General features: G+C 37.5%; 14 protein-coding genes and 1 tRNA gene. 10 read left to right on the top strand and 5 right to left on the bottom strand.

Annotation, left to right across the window (positions count from 1 at the left end; genetic code table 11):
- The first annotated feature begins 59 nt into the window (after positions 1–59).
- A complete protein-coding gene (locus OZX61_RS08030; RefSeq protein ID WP_277094480.1) occupies positions 60–1,259 on the top strand; it encodes an amino acid aminotransferase in 1,200 nt (399 codons plus the stop codon).
- 62 nt (positions 1,260–1,321) lie between these two features.
- On the opposite strand, the gene betA is transcribed toward OZX61_RS08030, so the two are convergent.
- The 3 genes from betA to betI all read right to left on the bottom strand — a co-directional run bounded on the left by betA (position 1,322) and on the right by betI (position 5,181).
- A complete protein-coding gene (betA, locus tag OZX61_RS08025) occupies positions 1,322–3,028 on the bottom strand; it encodes a choline dehydrogenase (protein ID WP_277094479.1) in 1,707 nt (568 codons plus the stop codon).
- A gap of 78 nt (positions 3,029–3,106) precedes the next feature.
- Positions 3,107–4,576 (bottom strand): betaine-aldehyde dehydrogenase, encoded by a 1,470-nt coding sequence (gene betB, locus OZX61_RS08020; protein ID WP_195771351.1) that lies wholly within the window; start codon positions 4,574–4,576, stop codon positions 3,107–3,109.
- Positions 4,573–5,181, bottom strand: coding sequence for a transcriptional regulator BetI (gene betI, locus OZX61_RS08015; RefSeq protein ID WP_277094478.1), 609 nt, complete (start codon positions 5,179–5,181; stop codon positions 4,573–4,575). Before betI ends, betB begins: the two co-directional genes overlap by 4 nt.
- 607 nt (positions 5,182–5,788) lie before the next feature.
- Between betI and betT the strand changes: the two genes are divergently transcribed.
- The 7 genes from betT to rapA all read left to right on the top strand — a co-directional run bounded on the left by betT (position 5,789) and on the right by rapA (position 14,526).
- Positions 5,789–7,873, top strand: a complete 2,085-nt coding sequence (betT, locus tag OZX61_RS08010; RefSeq protein ID WP_277094477.1) for a choline BCCT transporter BetT — start codon at positions 5,789–5,791, stop codon at positions 7,871–7,873.
- A gap of 18 nt (positions 7,874–7,891) precedes the next feature.
- Positions 7,892–8,515 (top strand): MarC family protein, encoded by a 624-nt coding sequence (locus OZX61_RS08005; protein WP_277094476.1) that lies wholly within the window; start codon positions 7,892–7,894, stop codon positions 8,513–8,515.
- A gap of 137 nt (positions 8,516–8,652) precedes the next feature.
- Positions 8,653–9,075 carry a DoxX family protein gene (locus tag OZX61_RS08000; protein WP_195771347.1) on the top strand — a complete coding sequence of 141 codons (423 nt, stop codon included), beginning with the start codon at positions 8,653–8,655 and terminating at the stop codon, positions 9,073–9,075.
- Between the two features lie 172 nt (positions 9,076–9,247).
- A complete protein-coding gene (locus OZX61_RS07995) occupies positions 9,248–10,546 on the top strand; it encodes an MFS transporter (protein ID WP_277094475.1) in 1,299 nt (432 codons plus the stop codon).
- 114 nt (positions 10,547–10,660) lie between these two features.
- Positions 10,661–10,750, top strand: a tRNA-Ser gene (locus OZX61_RS07990).
- 182 nt (positions 10,751–10,932) lie between these two features.
- Positions 10,933–11,577, top strand: coding sequence for an RluA family pseudouridine synthase (locus tag OZX61_RS07985; RefSeq protein WP_277094474.1), 645 nt, complete (start codon positions 10,933–10,935; stop codon positions 11,575–11,577).
- Positions 11,578–11,691: 114 nt separating this feature from the next.
- Positions 11,692–14,526, top strand: a complete 2,835-nt coding sequence (rapA, locus tag OZX61_RS07980) for an RNA polymerase-associated protein RapA (RefSeq protein WP_277095641.1) — start codon at positions 11,692–11,694, stop codon at positions 14,524–14,526.
- A gap of 44 nt (positions 14,527–14,570) precedes the next feature.
- Here rapA and OZX61_RS07975 read toward each other — a convergent pair whose 3' ends face one another.
- Both OZX61_RS07975 and fabR read right to left on the bottom strand, forming a co-directional pair.
- Entirely contained in the window at positions 14,571–15,584 is a 1,014-nt protein-coding gene (locus tag OZX61_RS07975) for an AI-2E family transporter (RefSeq protein ID WP_195771360.1), read from the bottom strand.
- A gap of 63 nt (positions 15,585–15,647) precedes the next feature.
- Positions 15,648–16,331 (bottom strand): HTH-type transcriptional repressor FabR, encoded by a 684-nt coding sequence (gene fabR, locus OZX61_RS07970; RefSeq protein ID WP_228284744.1) that lies wholly within the window; start codon positions 16,329–16,331, stop codon positions 15,648–15,650.
- A gap of 154 nt (positions 16,332–16,485) precedes the next feature.
- On the opposite strand from fabR, the gene OZX61_RS07965 reads away from it, so the two are divergent.
- Positions 16,486–17,559: an iron-sulfur cluster-binding domain-containing protein gene (locus OZX61_RS07965; protein ID WP_277094473.1), complete on the top strand. Its 1,074-nt coding sequence runs from the start codon at positions 16,486–16,488 to the stop codon at positions 17,557–17,559.
- 13 nt (positions 17,560–17,572) lie between these two features.
- On the top strand, positions 17,573–18,667 hold the full coding sequence (locus tag OZX61_RS07960) for an acyl-CoA desaturase (protein WP_195771343.1): 1,095 nt from the start codon (positions 17,573–17,575) through the stop codon (positions 18,665–18,667).
- The last annotated feature ends 28 nt before the right edge of the window (positions 18,668–18,695 follow it).

The following is an 18,695-nucleotide window of genomic DNA, read 5'->3' as shown; positions in this document are numbered from 1 at the left end:
ACACCTGAGTATAAATCTATGTATATAATGATGAAACCATAGAGTGGACAGAGTGAATTATGTTTCAGCATGTTGAGCCGTATGCGGGCGACCCAATCTTAAGTTTAATGGAAAAATTCCAAAAAGATGAGCGTGATAATAAAGTTAATTTAAGTATTGGCTTATACTACAACGAAGACAGCATTGTTCCGCAATTTAATGCAGTAAAAACAGCCGCTTTAGAAATAGGTAAGAATGTAGATAAAGCAAAGCTTTACTTACCAATGTCTGGCTTAAAAAGTTATTGCGATGCCACACAATTATTGTTGTTGGGTGAAGAAAGTACGGCAAGAGCTGAAAAACGTGCTGTGACAATTCAAACATTGGGTGGGTCAGGCGCATTAAAAATTGGTGCAGATTTCCTTAAAAAATACTTTCCAAAGTCGAAAGTATGGGTAAGTCAACCGACTTGGGAAAATCATATTGCTATTTTCCAAGGCTCAGGGTTTGAAACAGCAGAGTATCCATATTTTGATGCACAGACAAATGGTGTTGCATTTGAGGAAATGTTGAATTGTTTAAAACAACTTCCTGAAAATGATATCGTACTGTTACACCCTTGTTGCCATAACCCAACAGGTGCAGACTTAGTTCCTGAGCAATGGGATCAGGTGATTGAAGTATTACTTGAACGTAAACTTATTCCTTTCTTAGACATTGCATACCAAGGCTTTGCTGAAGGTCTAGATAAAGATGCTTATCTGATTCGTGCATTAGACAAGGCAGGCGCAAAATTTATTTTAAGCAACTCTTTTTCTAAAATATTCTCTCTTTATGGCGAGCGTGTTGGTGGCTTAACTATTGTTTCAGAAAATGCTGAAAGTGCTGAAAATGTATTTGGTCAGTTAAAAGCAACAGTACGCCGTGTTTACTCAAACCCACCAACAACTGGTGCGTTACTGGTAAATGCTGTATTAGAAAATGATACATTACGTGCTGATTGGGAAGAAGAATTAGAAGGTATGTGTGAGCGTATTGCTAAAATGCGTACCATTTTACGTGATGAGCTTGTTCAACGCCTCCCAGGTAAAAACTTTGACTACCTTGTAAAACAACGCGGTATGTTCAGTTATACGGGACTAACGGCAGAGCAAGTAGATGCATTACGTGATGATTATGCAATTTATTTACTTCGCAGTGGCCGTATGTGTGTAGCTGGTTTGAATCAGAAAAATGTTTATTATGTTGCTGAATCTATTGCAAAGGTTCTAGCTGATTAATATACAGATAACAAAAAGGACTGCCTGTGCAGTCCTTTTTTATTTGATGGCAGTGATGAAAACTACTGCATCATCTCTTCGTTAAATTCACGCTTTGGTGCTTGGCGTACAGGCTTATCATCTGCTTTATAATATGGCGCAGTTGAACGTGGTAACTTTTGTCCACGTATGGCATCTGCAATTTTTTCACCAATCATAATAGTAGTTGCATTTAGATTACCTGTAATAATAATAGGCATAATGGATGCATCGACGACTCTTAAGCCTTCTAAGCCATGTACACGACCCTCGTGGTCTACAACGGCCATATCATCTGTACCCATTTTACAACTACCACATGGATGGTACGCCGTTTCAGCATGGTTACGAACAAATTCATCAAGTTGCTCATCTGTAACGACATCTTTACCCGGACTAATTTCACGACCACGATATTCGTCTAAAGCAGGTTGATGCATAATTTCACGTGTTAGACGAATACAGTCGCGGAATTCTTGCCAATCTTGTTCTGTAGACATGTAGTTGAACAATAAGCTTGGATGGTCATGTGGATTCAATGATTTAATGCGTACTCGACCACGAGATGGTGAGCGCATAGAACCTACATGAGCTTGGAAGCCGTGTTCTTGTACGCCATTGCTACCATTGTAGTTAATGGCAACAGGCAAGAAGTGGTACTGAATATTTGGCCATTCAAATTCAGGGCGACTACGTATAAAACCACCGGCTTCGAATTGATTTGATGCCCCAATACCTTCACCTAGAAATAACCATTTTGCACCAATTGCAGGTTGGTTATGCATTTGCAAAGCAGGGTAGAGAGATACAGGTTTCTTTGCTGCGTACTGTAAGTAGAGTTCTAGATGATCTTGTAAATTTTCACCAACACCCGGTAAATGATGAACAACAGGAATACCAAGTTCTTCTAAAAATGCCTGATCTGCAACCCCTGAGCGTTGTAAGATTTGTGGTGATGCAATTGTACCTGAACAAATGAGTACTTCACGACGTGCTTTTACAACGGTCGGTGTGGTGCTTTCACCTTGAAGATATTGGACACCTGTTGCGCGTTTACCTGAAAATAAAACTTTATCTGTAACCGCGTGAGTAACAATCGTAATATTCGAGCGTTTCTTTGCAGTATCTAAATATCCACGTGCTGTACTGGCACGACGGCCTTGTTTTGTTACAGTGCGATCCATTGGGCCGAAGCCTTCTTGCTGGTAGCCATTGAGGTCATCTGTACGTGGATAACCAGCTTCTACACCAGCTTCTACCATGGCATGAAATAAAACATTATTTCCAGCTTTTGGTGTAGTTACGCTAACAGGACCTTCACCACCATGGTAATCATTTGGCCCAATATCACGTGTCTCAGCTTTACGATAATAAGGTAAGCAATCTGCGTATGACCAATCTTCTAAGCCGGGAAGTTTTGCCCAGCCATCTAGATCCATGGCGTTACCACGAATGTAACACATACCATTAATTAAAGATGAACCACCTAAGCCTTTACCGCGTCCGCATTCCATACGACGGTTGTTCATATGTGGCTCAGGGTCAGTTTCATATGCCCAATTGTAGCGTCGACCTTGCAATGGGTAAGCTAATGCGGCTGGCATTTGTGTACGAAAGTCTGCACGGTAATCTGGTCCACCAGCTTCTAAAAGCAAAACAGTGGTATCTTTATCTTCTGTGAGGCGTGTTGCAAGTACATTACCTGCAGAACCGGCACCAACAATAATGTAGTCATATTCTTGATTTGCCATCATTCTATCCTTATTGTTTAGCGGTAATCGGGAAGTGGCATACATAATGAATGTATGCCTTTATGGGAGAGGAGTGTTTTAGAAAATAGAGGCGTATTCACCCATCTCAACTTGCACAGATTTAATGCGCGTATAGTTCTCCAAAGTCGAAATACCGTTTTCTCGACCAACACCAGATTGTTTATAGCCACCTACTGGCATTTCCGCAGGGGATTCTCCCCAAGTGTTAATCCAACAAATACCTGCTTCAAGTTGATGAATAATACGGTGCGCACGCGCTATATTTTCACTGACTACACCTGCTGCTAGACCAAAGTGTGTGTTATTTGCACGTGTAATAGCTTCTTCTTCTGTCTCATAAGTGAGGACACTCATCACAGGACCGAAAATTTCGTCTTTTACAATATCCATTTCATCTGAACAATCAGTGAAAATTGTTGGTTCTACAAAAGCACCCTGAGCAAGTTCGCCTGTTGTTGCACGTTGTCCACCACATAGAAGGGTAGCTCCTTGTGTTTTACCTTTTTCTAAGTAAGACAGTACTTTTTCCATGTGTGGGAAACTGACGAGAGGTCCCATATTGGTTTGTTCGTCCATAGGTTGCCCAAGACGAATATTTTTAACGCGTTTTAGAAGAGCTTGTTCAAAATCATTTTTGAGTGATTTAGGAATAAAGACACGTGTACCATTTGTACATACTTGGCCTGTACTAAAGAAGTTTGCCATCATAGCGACATCGGCTGCACGATCAAGATTTGCATCTTCACAGATAATTAGTGGTGATTTGCCGCCAAGTTCCATAGTCACTTCTTTTAAAGAAGAACTTGCAGCAGTTGCCATGACTTTTTTACCTGTAGGGACAGAGCCTGTAAATGAGATTTTTTCAATGACAGGATGTTCGGCAAGCATAGCACCGACTTCCCCAAAACCTTGAACAACATTAAATACACCTGCAGGTAGGCCTGCTTCGGTATAAATTTCTGCAAGTTTAAAAGCGGTCAGTGGTGTGACTTCACTTGGTTTGAAAATCATAGCGTTACCAGCTGCAAGGGCAGGTGCAGATTTCCAAAGTGCGATTTGAATAGGGTAGTTCCAAGCACCAATACCTGCGACAACACCTAAAGGCTCACGGCGTGTATAGAAAAAGCTAGAGTCACGTAGAGGAACTTGTTCACCTTGAATAGCAGTTGCTAGACCAGCGTAATACTCGAGTACATCTGTACCCGTAACAATATCTACAGTCGATGTTTCGCTATAAGCTTTACCTGTATCTAACGTTTCTAGTTTAGCCAGCTCGTCATTACGCTCACGAAGCAGATCGACAGCACGACGTAAGATACGTGAACGTTCTACTGCAGTCATTGCTGCCCAAATTTTTTGCCCTTTTTGTGCGCTCTGAACAGCTTTTTCAATGTCTTCTTGAGATGCGCTGTGAATATGTGCAATTACTTCGCCAGTTGCAGGGTTTATTGTCTCAAAGGTTTTCTCTTGTGTTGAGTTGACATATTCGCCGTGAATATAAAGTGGATGAACGGGTGCATGACTCATGATTCAATCTCCTGCAACTTAATATGTGTATTTAAATAGTTATAAGCAATATGGCGTGCTTGTTCTGCATCGAAAGTGTCTTGATAACTCATTAGACTGCCACGTAACCAAAGACCATCAATGAGTGCAGCCATACCACGTGCTGCAATATCTGCTTTTTGTTTTGGTAGTAATTTAAGAAAATAATATCTTAAATTTGAATATAGCCGTTGATCGTTTACTCTTTGTAAACGCTGTAATTCAGGGGTATGTAAACTGGCTGCCCAAAACTCTAACCATAAACGCATAGCCTTCGCACTGGTCTGACTTGCATCGAAGTTTGAGTCAATAATTGCTTTAATAATTTCGGCAGGAGCTTTATCTGAATTTTCTCGGTACTGCTCTGTTTGAATTCTTAATTCATTTAGCATTGCACGCATACATGCATTAATCAGACCCTGTTTATCACCAAAGTAATGACTGACGATTCCTGTAGATAAGCCTGCTTTTGCTGCAATTTTGGCAATTGTTGTATTGGTTAGACCAAGTTCATAAATGACATCGAAAGAGGCATTGATAATCTGCTCTCGGCGCACGTGTTCAGGTTTTACTCGACTTGTATTCATATGACCCTAATGCCATTTTCATATTCAGAATATCGCTTAATTTGCATAATAATATATCATTGATTGAACGTTCAATCAATTGGTGTATAATCGACCATGAAAATGTCGTTGTCATTTTATTCACTGTATATTTTCGTTTCTATTGGGCTAAGTGATTTAAAAAACTTAGGTGGAACATTTAAGGTTGTGAGGGTTTTTCAATACAGTAGGATGTACTGTATGCCATAATTTGTCCTTTATGCAATTGAGGCATAAAGTCGGTATAAGCCGAGTAGAGTCAGAGGAATGTTATTGTACTTAACAATCTTTTTTTAAATGATTCTATATTCTCTCATATCGTTGTTATATAGTTTTAGCTCAGCGAGCTAATGCCATTATAAATATGAAAGATTCATTCATTTCTCGCTTTTAGATGAACCATCAGGTTGATATACCTGTCCTAGATGTGTGACATCTTCGAAAAATAAAGTGCAATAACTGCATCGAATGTATAAGTACATGCTTCATGATGATGAAATATGTATTTAAAAATGAGACACAGATTTGTGCATTTAAAACTTTTTACGCGAAGTAAAAAGTTATTTTTATGAATAAAAAAGAGGATTGTATGAATCAAGATAACTCCTCCAGTACGCAGCACAAGATTGTGCCCACTGAAGATAAACTCAACCATGTTGTATTTTATGTTTCTGCGGGTCTTGTGGTGGTGTTTTCCCTATTCACGATTTTGTTTAATGCTGAAGCGTCTAAAGCTTTAGACGTCGTATTAGATTGGGTAACATCTACGTTTGGCTGGTATTACTTTGCAATTGCTTCTTTATATATTGCTTTTGTTCTTTTTCTTGCTTGTTCCCGCTATGGTGATATTAAGTTAGGGCCTAAACATTCTAAACCTGAGTTTAGTATGGTGAGTTGGGCATCTATGCTTTTTGCTGCTGGTATCGGGATTGATTTGATGTTTTTCTCTGTTGCAGAACCGATTACACAGTATATGCAACCTCCTGTTGGACAGGGTCAAACCATTGAAGCTGCGCGTCAAGCCATTACATTTACAATTTTCCATTATGGACTAACGGGTTGGTGTATGTATGCCTTAATTGGTATTGCACTGGGCTATTTTGCTTACCGTTATAACTTACCTTTAACCGTACGCTCTGCACTTTATCCAATTTTTGGAGATAGAGTGAATGGTATGATCGGTCACCTTGTCGATATTGCTGCAATTTTAGGTGCAATTTTTGGACTTGCAACAACCTGTGGGATTGGGGTTGTACAGTTAAACTATGGTTTATCACTCATCTTTGGTGTGCATGAAGGTTTAACTGTACAATCGTGGTTGGTTGTTTTTGCGGTTTGTATTAGTATTATTTCTGCAACAACAGGTGTCGATAAAGGCGTAAAATTCCTTGCAGAATTGAATATTTACTTTGCAATCGGGTTGTTACTATTCATTTTGTTTTTGGGCGATACCAAGTTTTTATTAAACGGTATGGTATTGAACATTGGAGATTACATTAGTAAATTTCCTTCAATGACATTAGATACTTTTGCATATAACCAAGATCAAAATAAACATACTACAGAGTGGGTGCGTGATTGGACACTTTTCTTCTGGGCATGGTGGATCGCTTGGGCACCATTTGTAGGACTGTTTTTGGCACGAATTTCAAAAGGTCGTACAATTCGTGAGTTTGTTGTTGGTACGCTAATTATTCCTATTTTATTTACTATTGCATGGTTATCGGTTATGGGTAACAGCGCATTGTACCAAATCATTCATGGGAACCTTCAGTTCGCACAAGAAATTCTGGCAAAGCCTGAGCTCGGTTTTTATAAGCTGTTATCTTTTTATCCATGGTTCTCATTTACTGCAGTACTTGCATTTATTACTGGATTATTATTTTATGTAACATCAGCAGACTCTGGTGCAATTGTACTTGGAAGTTTCTGCTATCGTTTAAAAGATGTGAACAGTGATGCACCGAATTGGATTCGTATTTTCTGGTCAGTTGTGATTGGTGTGTTAACCATTGCAATGCTTATGTCAAATGGGATTAGCACATTACAAAAAGCAACGGTAATTATGGGGCTACCTTTTAGTTTTGTCATGATTTTTGTGATGATCGGTATTTTAAAATCGTTGCGGTTAGAAGATCATCGTTCTCAAAGTGCTTTGTTAAATGCTGCACCTGTGGTGGGTAATGTTGATATTCTAAACTGGAAACAACGTTTATCTCGAGTGATGCATCATCCTGGGAAAAAAGCAACATTACAGATGTTGAATGATGTATGTGATCCTGCTTTAGAAGAGGTGATGAAAGAACTAAAAGAGAAGGGTGTTCAAGTCACTTTATCTAAAACTCAAATGGAAGAAGATCTAGATAGCGAGTTATATCATATCGATCTGACGGTAGACTTACATGCCGAGCAAAACTTTGTTTACCAAATTTGGCCACAGCGTTATCATGCACCTGAATTTAGTAAACGTAGCAAATTAGGAAATACCTATTACTACCGCTTAGAAACATTCTTGTTCGAAGGTAGTCAAGGGAATGACCTTATGGGCTACGGTAAAGAGCAAGTGATTAATGATGTTCTAGATAAATATGAACGCCATTTAACATTCTTGCATTTGAATCGTGAAACGACGGTAGGTAAAACGCTCAGTTTCCCAGATCCTAAAGACCAATAATTTGAGTAGCGCCATAAGATGTTAACCTCTTATATTCACTCGTTTGCGTTATTATTTTCGCTTCTAAATCCTTTCCTCATGAGTATCTACATGGTTGGAATGATTAGAAATACAGATGCGAAAATATTTAATAAAGCATTAATACAAGGAAGCTTTATTGCTTATGCTGTTTTTGTATTTTTTGCATGGGGTGGTGAAGCGATTTTTAATAAGTACTTAAATGTACGTTTTGAATCATTTCAAATTTTTGGAGGTATCATCTTTTTGGTGATTGGTTATCGCTATGTGTTTCAGGGTGCAGATACGATTGGAGAAATTCGTGGTGCGCCTGAACACTTGGCAGGAACTGTAGCCATGCCATTTATGATAGGACCAGGTACGATTAGTGCCGCGGTTGTAATGGGAATGGATATTAAACTTTGGGGTGCGATCGCAGTTATAGCAGTAACATTGGTACTTACATCGTCTATTTTAATACTCATGAAATTTCTACACGATAATTTACGTTATAAGCATGCTAAATATGTCGATTATTACTTTGATATTGTCGGGCGTTTGTCTGCCTTACTCATAGGTACAATTGCAATTGATATGATTGTGACAGGAATTACTCGTCTCGTACAAATGGGTGGCGTACATTAATGCTAGATAAGCACTAAAAATGATTATATTGTTCTAAAAATAGAACATAAAAAACTTTTTATAATATTTTATTTAAAATAAAGAAAAAATAAAATTAATTTATCAGACATTATAGATTAAATAATAGGAATATTAAAATGAATACATTACGTTATTTTGATTTTGGATCATCAAAATCTTTTGTATTACTGGTTGCACGCATTCTTTTAATCGTTTTATTTTTGCTTTTTGGTTTGCCAAAAATAACAGGATTTAGTGGAACTGTGGCGTATATGGCATCAATGCATACACCTTTACCTACCGTTGCTGCAGCAGTTGCTGTTTTAATGGAAGTTGTAGGGTCGATTCTTATTCTCATTGGTTTTTATACGCGTCCACTTGCTGTTATTTTTGCTTTATATACTTTAGGGACAGCAATAATTGGTCATGCATATTGGTCAATGACAGGGGATGCTGTACAAATGAATATGATCAATTTTTATAAAAATGTAAGTATTATGGGTGGATTCTTATTATTGGCAATTACAGGGCCTGGTCATCTATCTTTAGATCGCCGTTAATTAAGAAAATAGAAAAAAAGGATGGTAAATACCATCCTTTTTTATGTAGTTATACTTTGGTCTATTTGGAGTTATTCTTTAGTCTGAAATTAAGATTACTTTAAGGTTTGGTTAAAAAATAAGAATACGCTTAACTGAAGTGAACCCAGTATAAAGGCTAAGGAGAGTCGAGATGCAAGCAGGAAGTCAGCAATCTCGCATACGTGATATTTTTAATGTTACAAGCGGAAATTTTTTAGAACAATACGATTTCTTCCTTTTTGGATTATATGCAAAGTTTATTGGAGAAACCTTCTTTCATTCTGACAGTACATATGCAGCACTGATTAAGACATTTCTAGTTTTTGCAGTAAGTTTCTTTATGAGACCGATTGGTGCGTTGGTATTAGGTCCATATGTAGACCGAATTGGGCGTAGAAAAGGACTTATGGTAACGCTCACCATTATGGCATTTGGTTCTTTAATTATTGCATTTACACCAGGGTACGAGACACTTGGTATCGCAGCTTCGTTACTTATTTTAGTAGGGAGACTAGCACAAGGTTTTTCTGCTGGGGTCGAGTTAGGTGGTGTGTCTGTTTATCTTTCTGAAATCGCTGATGATCACAATAAAGGTTTTATTACCAGTTGGCAGTCTGCTAGTCAGCAAATCGCCGTCATTTTTGCAGCACTTCTTGGTTTTGGTGTGAATCAAATTTTTACCGTAGAACAAGTGTCTGCATGGGCATGGCGAATCCCGTTTATTATTGGATGCGTTATTATTCCTGCAATTTTTTATTTACGTGGAAATTTAAAAGAAACACAAGCATTTGAAAATCGTAAAGAAAGTCCAACGACTAAGCAAATTTTTGCAACCCTACTTAGTAACTGGAAAGTTGTTATTGCAGGTATGCTTATGGTGGCAACGACAACAACTATGTTTTATTTCATTACGGTATACACGCCAACATACGGTAAAGAAGTACTACATCTGAGCACTAAACAGAGTTTAATTGCAACGATTGCAGTTGGTGTCAGTAATTTTGTGCTTTTACCTATTGGAGGCATACTTGCCGATAAGTTTGGGCGTAAAATCATGTTAATGACTATGACCATCCTTATTTTATTTTGTGCCTATCCATTGTTAAATTGGTTAACAACTGAAATTAGTTTGACACGTATGCTCATTGTTTTAGGTTGTTTTTCTCTAATGTATAGTTTTTATAATGGTGCGATGGTAGTTACATTGACTGAGATTATGCCTGCATCTGTACGTACGGCAGGTTTTTCTATTGCTTACAGTTTAGCGACCTCAGTTTTTGGTGGTTTAACGCCTGTAATTTCAACATATATCGTGCAACAGACGGGAAGTCAGAGTACACCAGCTTTTTGGCTTATGAGTTCTGCAGTACTTAGTCTAATTTCTTGTTTATACATATTTTCTGTTGCAAAGTTGCACCATAGTTCGAAATTGCTCCCAAGACAGCATTAAGATGTTTGGTTTTTAGTCAGCTTTCTTTAATTTGATGAAACAATATCCAGTTAAGTGTGTTTTTTTGGAAAAGCACTTGCTTGGTGGAAAAAATATTTATAATATACGCCACATGGAAGCGTGGCAGAGCGGTTTAATGCACCGGTCTTGAAAACCGACGAGGGTTTACGCCCTCCGTGAGTTCGAATCTCACCGCTTCCGCCAAATTCTAAAAAGCCACTGATTTTCAGTGGCTTTTTTTATTTACAATGAAAAATACTTTAATTCTAAAAAAATATCCCTAAATGACGAAAAAAACAGAGAAGTCCGTGATTTTCTATTGTATTTCTAGGTTAAGCTTTTTATCATGGCACGCCTTATTTTCGCGATTCGCTTGGGATTAAAATTTGACTGATTTTTTAACCAAACATCTGATTCATCGTGACGAAGACTTCATGGTCATTCATAAGCCAGCAGGTATACTTAGCGTACCCGGTCGTGGGGATGCTCTGTATGACAGTGTACTGACTCGCTTAAAAACTCTTGAGCCCAACACGTTACTAATTCACCGTCTAGATCGAGATACATCAGGCATACTGGTATTCGCATTAACACGATTAGGTCAAAATAAAATTTCTAGACAGTTTCAAGAGCGCCAAACAGAAAAAACATATCAAGCATTGGTCGCTGGTGAACTGTATGGACAGGGAGAGATTAATATTCCTGTCATTTACGATGAAACACGACCGCCACTGCATATTGTAGATCAATCGCATCATAAAGCAGCAATTACACACTGGAAAGTTCTAGAGCAACTTGAATTAAATGGACATCGAGTGACGCGTGTTGAATTGACACCGATTACTGGTCGCGCCCATCAATTACGTGTTCATATGCAATATTTAGGGCATCCAATTGTTGGTGATACCTTATATGCATCACTTGAGCAACAACAATGGTCTGATCGATTGTGCTTACATGCATATCAATTAGGGTTTTACCATCCGCAAACAAATGAGCAGTTACATTTTGAATGTGCTGTACCGTTTTAACATATTTTAAAAAATTGATCGTATTTCAAACTCACTTTTTTGTGGTTTTTATGCGAAAATATTTGTATTAAAACTAAAAGCAAATGTATTGTTTTTAGTATGAATTTAAAAAAGGTGAGAAAATTGCAACAGTTCGCTATTGGTCAGCGTTGGTTATCCGATACAGAAACAGAACTTGGATTGGGTGTTGTTATTGATGTAGATGAGCGTTCTGTAAGCATTTTGTTTCCTAAAAGTGATGAAACACGTGTTTATGCAAAAACAAATGCGCCATTATCTCGTATTATTTTTAATGTAAAAGATGAGTTACATGATCAAGAAGGTCTGACATGGACGGTGGAATCTGCTGAAGAGCGTTTTGGGGTAATTCGTTATCATGCTGTACGTACTCTTGAAAATGGCGAGATTGAAAAAAAGACGTTAAACGAAACTCGCTTAGGTGCACATATTCAGCTTTCAAAACCTTTAGATCGACTACTCGCAAGTCAGGTTGATGCAAAGTCTTGGTACGACTTACGTATAGAAGCTTTGCAGATGGAAGCCAACATGAAAACCAACCCATTGCGTGGTTTGATTGGTGCACGTGTTGGATTAATTCCACATCAACTTTATATTGCGCATGAAGTAGGTAAGCGTTTTGCTCCACGTGTTTTGTTAGCCGATGAAGTGGGTTTAGGAAAAACCATTGAAGCGGGTTTAATTATTCACCAGCAACTTAAAACAGCACGTGCTGAACGTATACTTATTCTTGTCCCTGATTCATTACAATATCAGTGGATGATTGAAATGCGTCGTCGTTTCAACTTGAATTTCTCTATTTTTGATTTGACACGTACTGCTGCTATTCGTGAGCATGATCCTGAGCTTAATCCATTCCAAACTGAGCAATGTATTATTGCAAGTGTTGATTTAATGGTAGATCACGAAGATTTACGTGAACAGGCATTAGAAGCAGGATTCGACCTACTTGTAGTCGATGAAGCACACCACTTAATGTGGAATGAAGAAGAGGGTGGTAACGATCGTTACGATCTTGTAGATGAATTTGCTGAACAAACTGCTGGTGTACTTTTACTGACTGCAACACCTGAACAATTGGGTGTTGAAAGCCATTTTGCACGCTTACGCTTATTAGATCCTCAGCGTTTTAGTAGTTTAGATCGCTTTTTAGATGAAGAAGAGAAGTATCAACATACTGCGAAAATTGCAGAAGTATTAATGTCTGATACACCTCTGACTGAAGACCATTTACAAGTTTTAGAAAAACTTTTGGGTCATCGCATACAAGATCAAGAAGATCAGCGTTATCAAGCCATTCAAGAGTTACTTGATCGTCATGGTACAGGGCGTATTTTATTTAGAAATACACGTGAAGCAATTCAAGGCTTTCCTGGTCGAGATTGTCAGCCTGCACCGTTGCCTGCACCACAAAACTGGTCGAAAGATGGTAAATTACGTGAGCAAATGTGGCCAGAAGAGGCACAGATAGACGGTGCTTGGATGCAACATGATCCACGTGTTGAATGGCTTATGGATATTTTGCGTAAAGACCTTAAACAGAAAAAGGTGCTTTTAATTGCAAGAAGTGGTCCTGTCGTAGAGGCTTTAGAAAACGCATTGCGTTTACATGCAGGCATTCGCACGGCAATGTTCCATGAAAGCATGAGTCTGTTAGAGCGAGATCAGGCTGCGGCATATTTTGCTGAAGAGGGCGGAGCACAAATTTTATTGTGTTCAGAAATTGGTTCTGAAGGACGTAATTTTCAATTTGCAAGCGACCTAATTTTATTCGATTTACCTGCAAATCCAGATGTACTTGAACAACGAATTGGACGATTAGACCGTATTGGTCAAGAAAACCGTATTCAAATTCATGTGCCTTATTTGCTAGGTACTGCACAAGAAAGAATGTTCCGTTGGTATAACGAAGCATTAAATATTTTTAACCATATTTCACCAACAGCACAAACTCTACAAGAAAACTTTATTGTAGAGTTAAAAGATTGCTTACTTGAAGATAAAGGTGAAGTATTTGAGGATCTTCTATCGCGTGTTACGGTTCAGCGTCAGGCACTAGAGCAAGAGTTACAAGAAGGTCGAGATCGATTACTTGAATATAACTCATGCCGTCCTGTGGTTGCACAAAATATTGTGCAGGCTTTAGATGATTATGATGATAATTCAACTTTACCTATGTTTGTAAAAAGATTTATGTCATCAACAAATATCGATTTTGATGAACAAAGCAATGGTACAGTAATTATTAAGCCGACAGATCAAATGCAAGTTCAAGGTTTAACTCTTGAAGAAGATGGTATGACGGCAACTTTTTATCGTGATCAAGCACAAATTCGTGAAGATGCACAGTATTTGACATTAGAGCATCCATTTATTGAAAGTATGATGGAAATGATTCGTACACAATCGTTTGGAAGTACGAATGTCGCTCTACTTAAATCAAATGCGATTAAACCAGGTGCTGTATTGGTTGAGGTGTGGTTTAAAGTTGATGTGATTGCACCAAAAGCATTGAATTTACCTGCAAGTTTGCCAACACAGTTAATTCGTGTATTGCTTAGTGAGAATGGGCAAGATTTATCAGGGAAAATAGCACCTGAAATATTACGTCCACATCTTAAGCATTTAGATGGTAATAGTTGCCGTCAAATTGTTAAAGCGCGTCGTGATACAGTTGAAGAGCGTTATGAACAAGCGTTAGGCCTAGCTAAAGAGAAATTACCTGCATTTAAAATACAGGCAAAGGAAAATTATTCAAAGCAGTGGCAGTATGAGATTGATCGTTTAACTTATTTAAAAGCTTTTAATCCAAGTATTCGTCAAGATGAAATTGAACGTTTACAGAAATTACAAGCGGAAGGCTTGAGTCTACTTGATCATCTTTCTGTAGTTCCAGAAGCAATTCAAATTTTAGTAACTGTAAAAGCATAGTTTTGAACAATAAAAAAAGCCCTCATATTTGAGGGCTTTTTTTATTAAATCATTTTTGCTTCTTTCAACTCTAATTTCAAATATGCATAAAAGATTGGTGCTGCAATAAGGCCACCCATACCAAAAATTGCTTCGAAAATAAGCATTGCTAAGAGAACTTCCCAAGCTTTAGCATTAATTTTTGTACCAATAATTTGTGCATTAATAAAATATTCTAGTTTATGGATAAGAACTAAATATACTAAACATGCAGTTGCAACAGGTAAGGAAATGGTTAATCCTGCAATTACAATCAGTGAATTGGAAATCAGATTACCAGCAATAGGAATTAACCCAAAAATGAATGTAAGAATAGTTAATGTTTTAATAAATGGTAGGCTAACACCAAAAATAGGTAAAATAACAAAAGCAAAAATAATAAATAAAACGGTATTAATAAGAGAAATCTTAATTTGTGCAAAAACTACATTACGAAAAGATGTAGCCAAGTAACTAATACGATCGAACATAGCTGCTTTGAAAGCAGGTTCATCTTCTTTGTTGCGTGTTTGCAAAGAAACCAAGATACCTATAATAAGACCAATTAACCCTGTTGCGATATTATGTAAAAGATCAGTACCTGCATGACGCAATGTTTCAATATTGTCTTTTAAAAAGTCTACAATATTATCTTTGGTATCAGAAACATCTTCAGGAATGTAACTTGGTAAATAATGTGCAATTTCTTGTTGAATACTGGCCAGTGTTTTATCGATTTGGTTGCTAAAAGCTGTAAGGCCAGAGCCTTGTAAATCATGTAATACGAAGCTGACTAGACTCGTTAGCCCTAAAATAAGAATAGAAACAATGATAACGCTAAGCACAATACTTGAAATAATTTTAGTTTTATTGCTTTTGGTGTATCGATCAATAATTGCACTCATTGAGCGAATGATTTCATAAATTAGAAATCCTGCAAAAAAACTCGAAAGTAAATGCAGGGGAATAATACAAATTAATGCAACAAGTATAAGAATGTAACTTGCAATAACACACTGGCGGTCACTGAATAGATTCATCATTTATCGGCTTTTAATTTAAAAATAATAAAAAACAATCGTTGGTTTTATATGCTTGCAAAGTTACTTATGTTGTTGTTCAAGCATACGCGCACCTTCTAAGATCATACGTATCATAAGCATGGTTTGTTCAGCTGTTCTACGACGCTCCTTTGACGATAGGTCGAGGACTTTTGCACCCATATTAAAGACCAGTTGAGTAATACCAATGGCAACAATCTCTGGATGAGCCATTTTACTGTTATGCAAGTCTTCTAAGCGGATGAGATCTTCTTGTAATTCTTGTTGAAAAAAATTCAGTTGTAGTTCCACTGCTTGTTTATAAGAGATGGAGCCTGTGTAACCTTCACGTAAAAGTAAACTTAGATAGCCTTCATCTGTATCGAGTTGCTGTAAAAAAATTTCGACAGACGAGCGGATAATACTGTCTTGCTGAGTAGCTTGTAATCTGGCTTCACGAATAATCTGTCGTAATACAAGACCTGCACGATTAATAAGTTCAATGGCCAGTTCATCAATATCTTTAAAGTGTCGATAGAAACTATTGGGTGCAATTCCTGCTTCACGCGCAATTTCGCGTAAGCTGAGAGATGCAATACTTTTTTGTGGCCCAATGAGGTTAAGTGTTGCTTGGAATAATTCTTCTTTTGTAATAGTCGCTTTTCGACCCACTGTACGTGCCGAAGTTTTTATGGGTGTAACCGATACATCAATTGGATGTGAAGTTGTTGTTGATGAGGAGGCCATACTATCCATGGTAAATGATCTTTACTTGGATTATAGCCTTATATGGATGGAATAAGGAATAGAGTAACGAAATGTTTTGATGCTCATTAAATACTATACATATATATATACATGTGTATAATAATTAAAAAGTCATAAATTAGAGATGACCTAGATGCATGTAGTACAGCGAAAAAATACAGCCTTAAATTTTTTATCTGGCAGTGTTTGTGATAGTAATTTATTAAATTTTTGGATGCAAAAATTAAATCCATTATGGTCAACACACCAGATGTTAGGACAAATTTGCCAAAAAGAATATATTACTGCCGATACGGTTTCTTTGAAAATTCGTTGCAGCAAACGTATGAAGTTTGGTTTAGCTGGTCAGCATCATCCTGTTATTGTTGAAATTGATGGTCGTCGTTTAGAAAGAACATATAGCTTGACACAGCTAGATGATGAACATGTGAAGCTGACATTAAAAAAAGTGCCAAATGGTATTGTCAGTACATGGCTTTGTGATACCTCCAAAATTGGTGATGTTATCGAATTTGGTATGCCATATGGGGATATGTTGCCGCAGAATTATGATGATAAACAGTTAATTTTACTGGCAGCAGGTAGTGGTATTACCCCGATGTATAGCATGTTATATGCAATGGCAAAATCGGGAGAGTTAGCCAATTATCAAGTTCATTTATTGTATTGGGTTAAATATGAAGATCAGGCTGCTTTTGTAGATATCTTTGATGAGTGGTCGCAGAAATATCCTCACTTTAAATATGATGTATTTTATACACAGTCCGAAACATCAACGGCTTCACGCTTAAATGAAGAGCATGCTCAGGAGATTGAAAACCTCGATCATAAAGTTGTTTTTGCTTGTGGACCATCTGGTTTTGTTCAATTGGCAAAAGAGATATTTCAAGATGCAAAACTTTTTGATAGTGAAGCTTTTAGTTTATCTCCTATAGAAAATACTGAAGAAGGTACGGTTCAAGTCACTTTAGCGCGTTCTAATAAAGTGTTAGAAATTCCTAAAGGGCAGTCAATTTTAGATGCACTTGAAAATGCAAATGAGAAACCAATTTCAGGCTGTCGTATGGGTATTTGTAATAAATGTGCATGCCATAAAGTTACAGGTACGACTAAAAATGTAGCAACACAAGCAGAAAATTCAGAGCCGGGAAGTTTATTGCGAATTTGTGTAAATTCAGCAAAGTCTGACCTTGTTTTAGATTTATAAAGAGAGCCATATCATGAATATGCAGGTAAAGACACAATTTTTTAAAAATCCTAAAAATCGTGAGTTAACACAAGCAGAACTAGATGCTTTGGCTCAAGAATTAGATCAGATTAAGCAAGAAGTTTTAGATGACTTAGGCGAGAAAGACGCAAAGTATATTCGAAAAGTTTATTCGGCAGTACGCTATACAGGCATCGCAGGACGTGCTCTATTATTTGCTGGATGGTTTCCGCCAGCATTTGTTTTAGGAGCAGGGTTACTGGGAGTGTCTAAGATTATTGAGAATATGGAAGTTGGTCATAATGTCATGCATGGACAATATGACTGGATGAATGATCCAAAATTTATGGGTCAAAATTACGAGTGGGACATTGTAGGTACGGCAGATAACTGGCGTCAAACACATAATTATACACATCATACCTATACCAATATTAAAGGTATGGATGACGATATTGGTTATGGGTTACTTCGTCTTTTCCCTGAGCAAAGATGGAAAAAAGGCCACTTATTGCAACCACTATACAGCCTTCCATTTTGTATGTTATTCCAATGGGGTGTAGCAATACAAAATCTTGAGTTAGGAAAGTTCTTTGTAGGACGTAAAACAAAAAAAGAGCTGTGGGATGAGTGGAAGCCTGTTCAGGATAAAGTTGCTAAACAATTGTTTAAGGACTATGTATTCTTTCCATTGATTGCTGGCCCAAGTGCGTTACCTGTATTGCTTGGTAATTTTGTTGCCAATGGAATTCGTAATGTATGGACATTTAGCGTGATTTTTTGCGGTCATTTTACGAAAGATGTTGAGGTGTTCCCAAAAACAGTATTGCAAAATGAGAGCAAAGGACACTGGTATATGCGTCAAATTCGTGGATCATCTAATTTAAAGGGTTCCGAATTATTCCATATTCTTACAGGTCACTTGAGTCATCAAATTGAACATCATCTATTTCCAGATGTTCCGGCACGTCGTTACAGAACCATGGCTCCAAAAGTAGAGGCCGTTTGTAAAAAATATGGATTAAATTATAACAATGCAAGCTTGTTTAAACAGTCTAGCCAAGTAATGGGACGTATCTTAAAATATGCTTTTCCATTTAAAAAGTAAGTATTTAAAAGCGCAGTTTAAACTGCGC

It is taken from the genome of Acinetobacter sp. ESL0695 (genome assembly GCF_029392135.1).
Classification (GTDB): Bacteria; Pseudomonadota; Gammaproteobacteria; order Pseudomonadales; family Moraxellaceae; genus Acinetobacter; species Acinetobacter pollinis.
The sequence above is the reverse complement of the archived record's forward strand: the minus strand, read 5'-3'. Positions and strand labels throughout refer to the sequence as shown.

Bases quoted from the DNA above. Each gene is read 5' to 3' on its own strand.
- OZX61_RS08030 (WP_277094480.1), top strand. From the start codon at position 60: ATGTTTCAGCATGTTGAGCCGTATGCGGGCGACCCAATCTTAAGTTTA.
- betA (WP_277094479.1), bottom strand. From the start codon at position 3,028: ATGGCAAATCAAGAATATGACTACATTATTGTTGGTGCCGGTTCTGCA.
- betB (WP_195771351.1), bottom strand. From the start codon at position 4,576: ATGAGTCATGCACCCGTTCATCCACTTTATATTCACGGCGAATATGTC.
- betI (WP_277094478.1), bottom strand. From the start codon at position 5,181: ATGAATACAAGTCGAGTAAAACCTGAACACGTGCGCCGAGAGCAGATT.
- betT (WP_277094477.1), top strand. From the start codon at position 5,789: ATGAATCAAGATAACTCCTCCAGTACGCAGCACAAGATTGTGCCCACT.
- OZX61_RS08005 (WP_277094476.1), top strand. From the start codon at position 7,892: ATGTTAACCTCTTATATTCACTCGTTTGCGTTATTATTTTCGCTTCTA.
- OZX61_RS08000 (WP_195771347.1), top strand. From the start codon at position 8,653: ATGAATACATTACGTTATTTTGATTTTGGATCATCAAAATCTTTTGTA.
- OZX61_RS07995 (WP_277094475.1), top strand. From the start codon at position 9,248: ATGCAAGCAGGAAGTCAGCAATCTCGCATACGTGATATTTTTAATGTT.
- OZX61_RS07975 (WP_195771360.1), bottom strand. From the start codon at position 15,584: ATGAATCTATTCAGTGACCGCCAGTGTGTTATTGCAAGTTACATTCTT.
- fabR (WP_228284744.1), bottom strand. From the start codon at position 16,331: ATGGCCTCCTCATCAACAACAACTTCACATCCAATTGATGTATCGGTT.
- OZX61_RS07965 (WP_277094473.1), top strand. From the start codon at position 16,486: ATGCATGTAGTACAGCGAAAAAATACAGCCTTAAATTTTTTATCTGGC.
- OZX61_RS07960 (WP_195771343.1), top strand. From the start codon at position 17,573: ATGAATATGCAGGTAAAGACACAATTTTTTAAAAATCCTAAAAATCGT.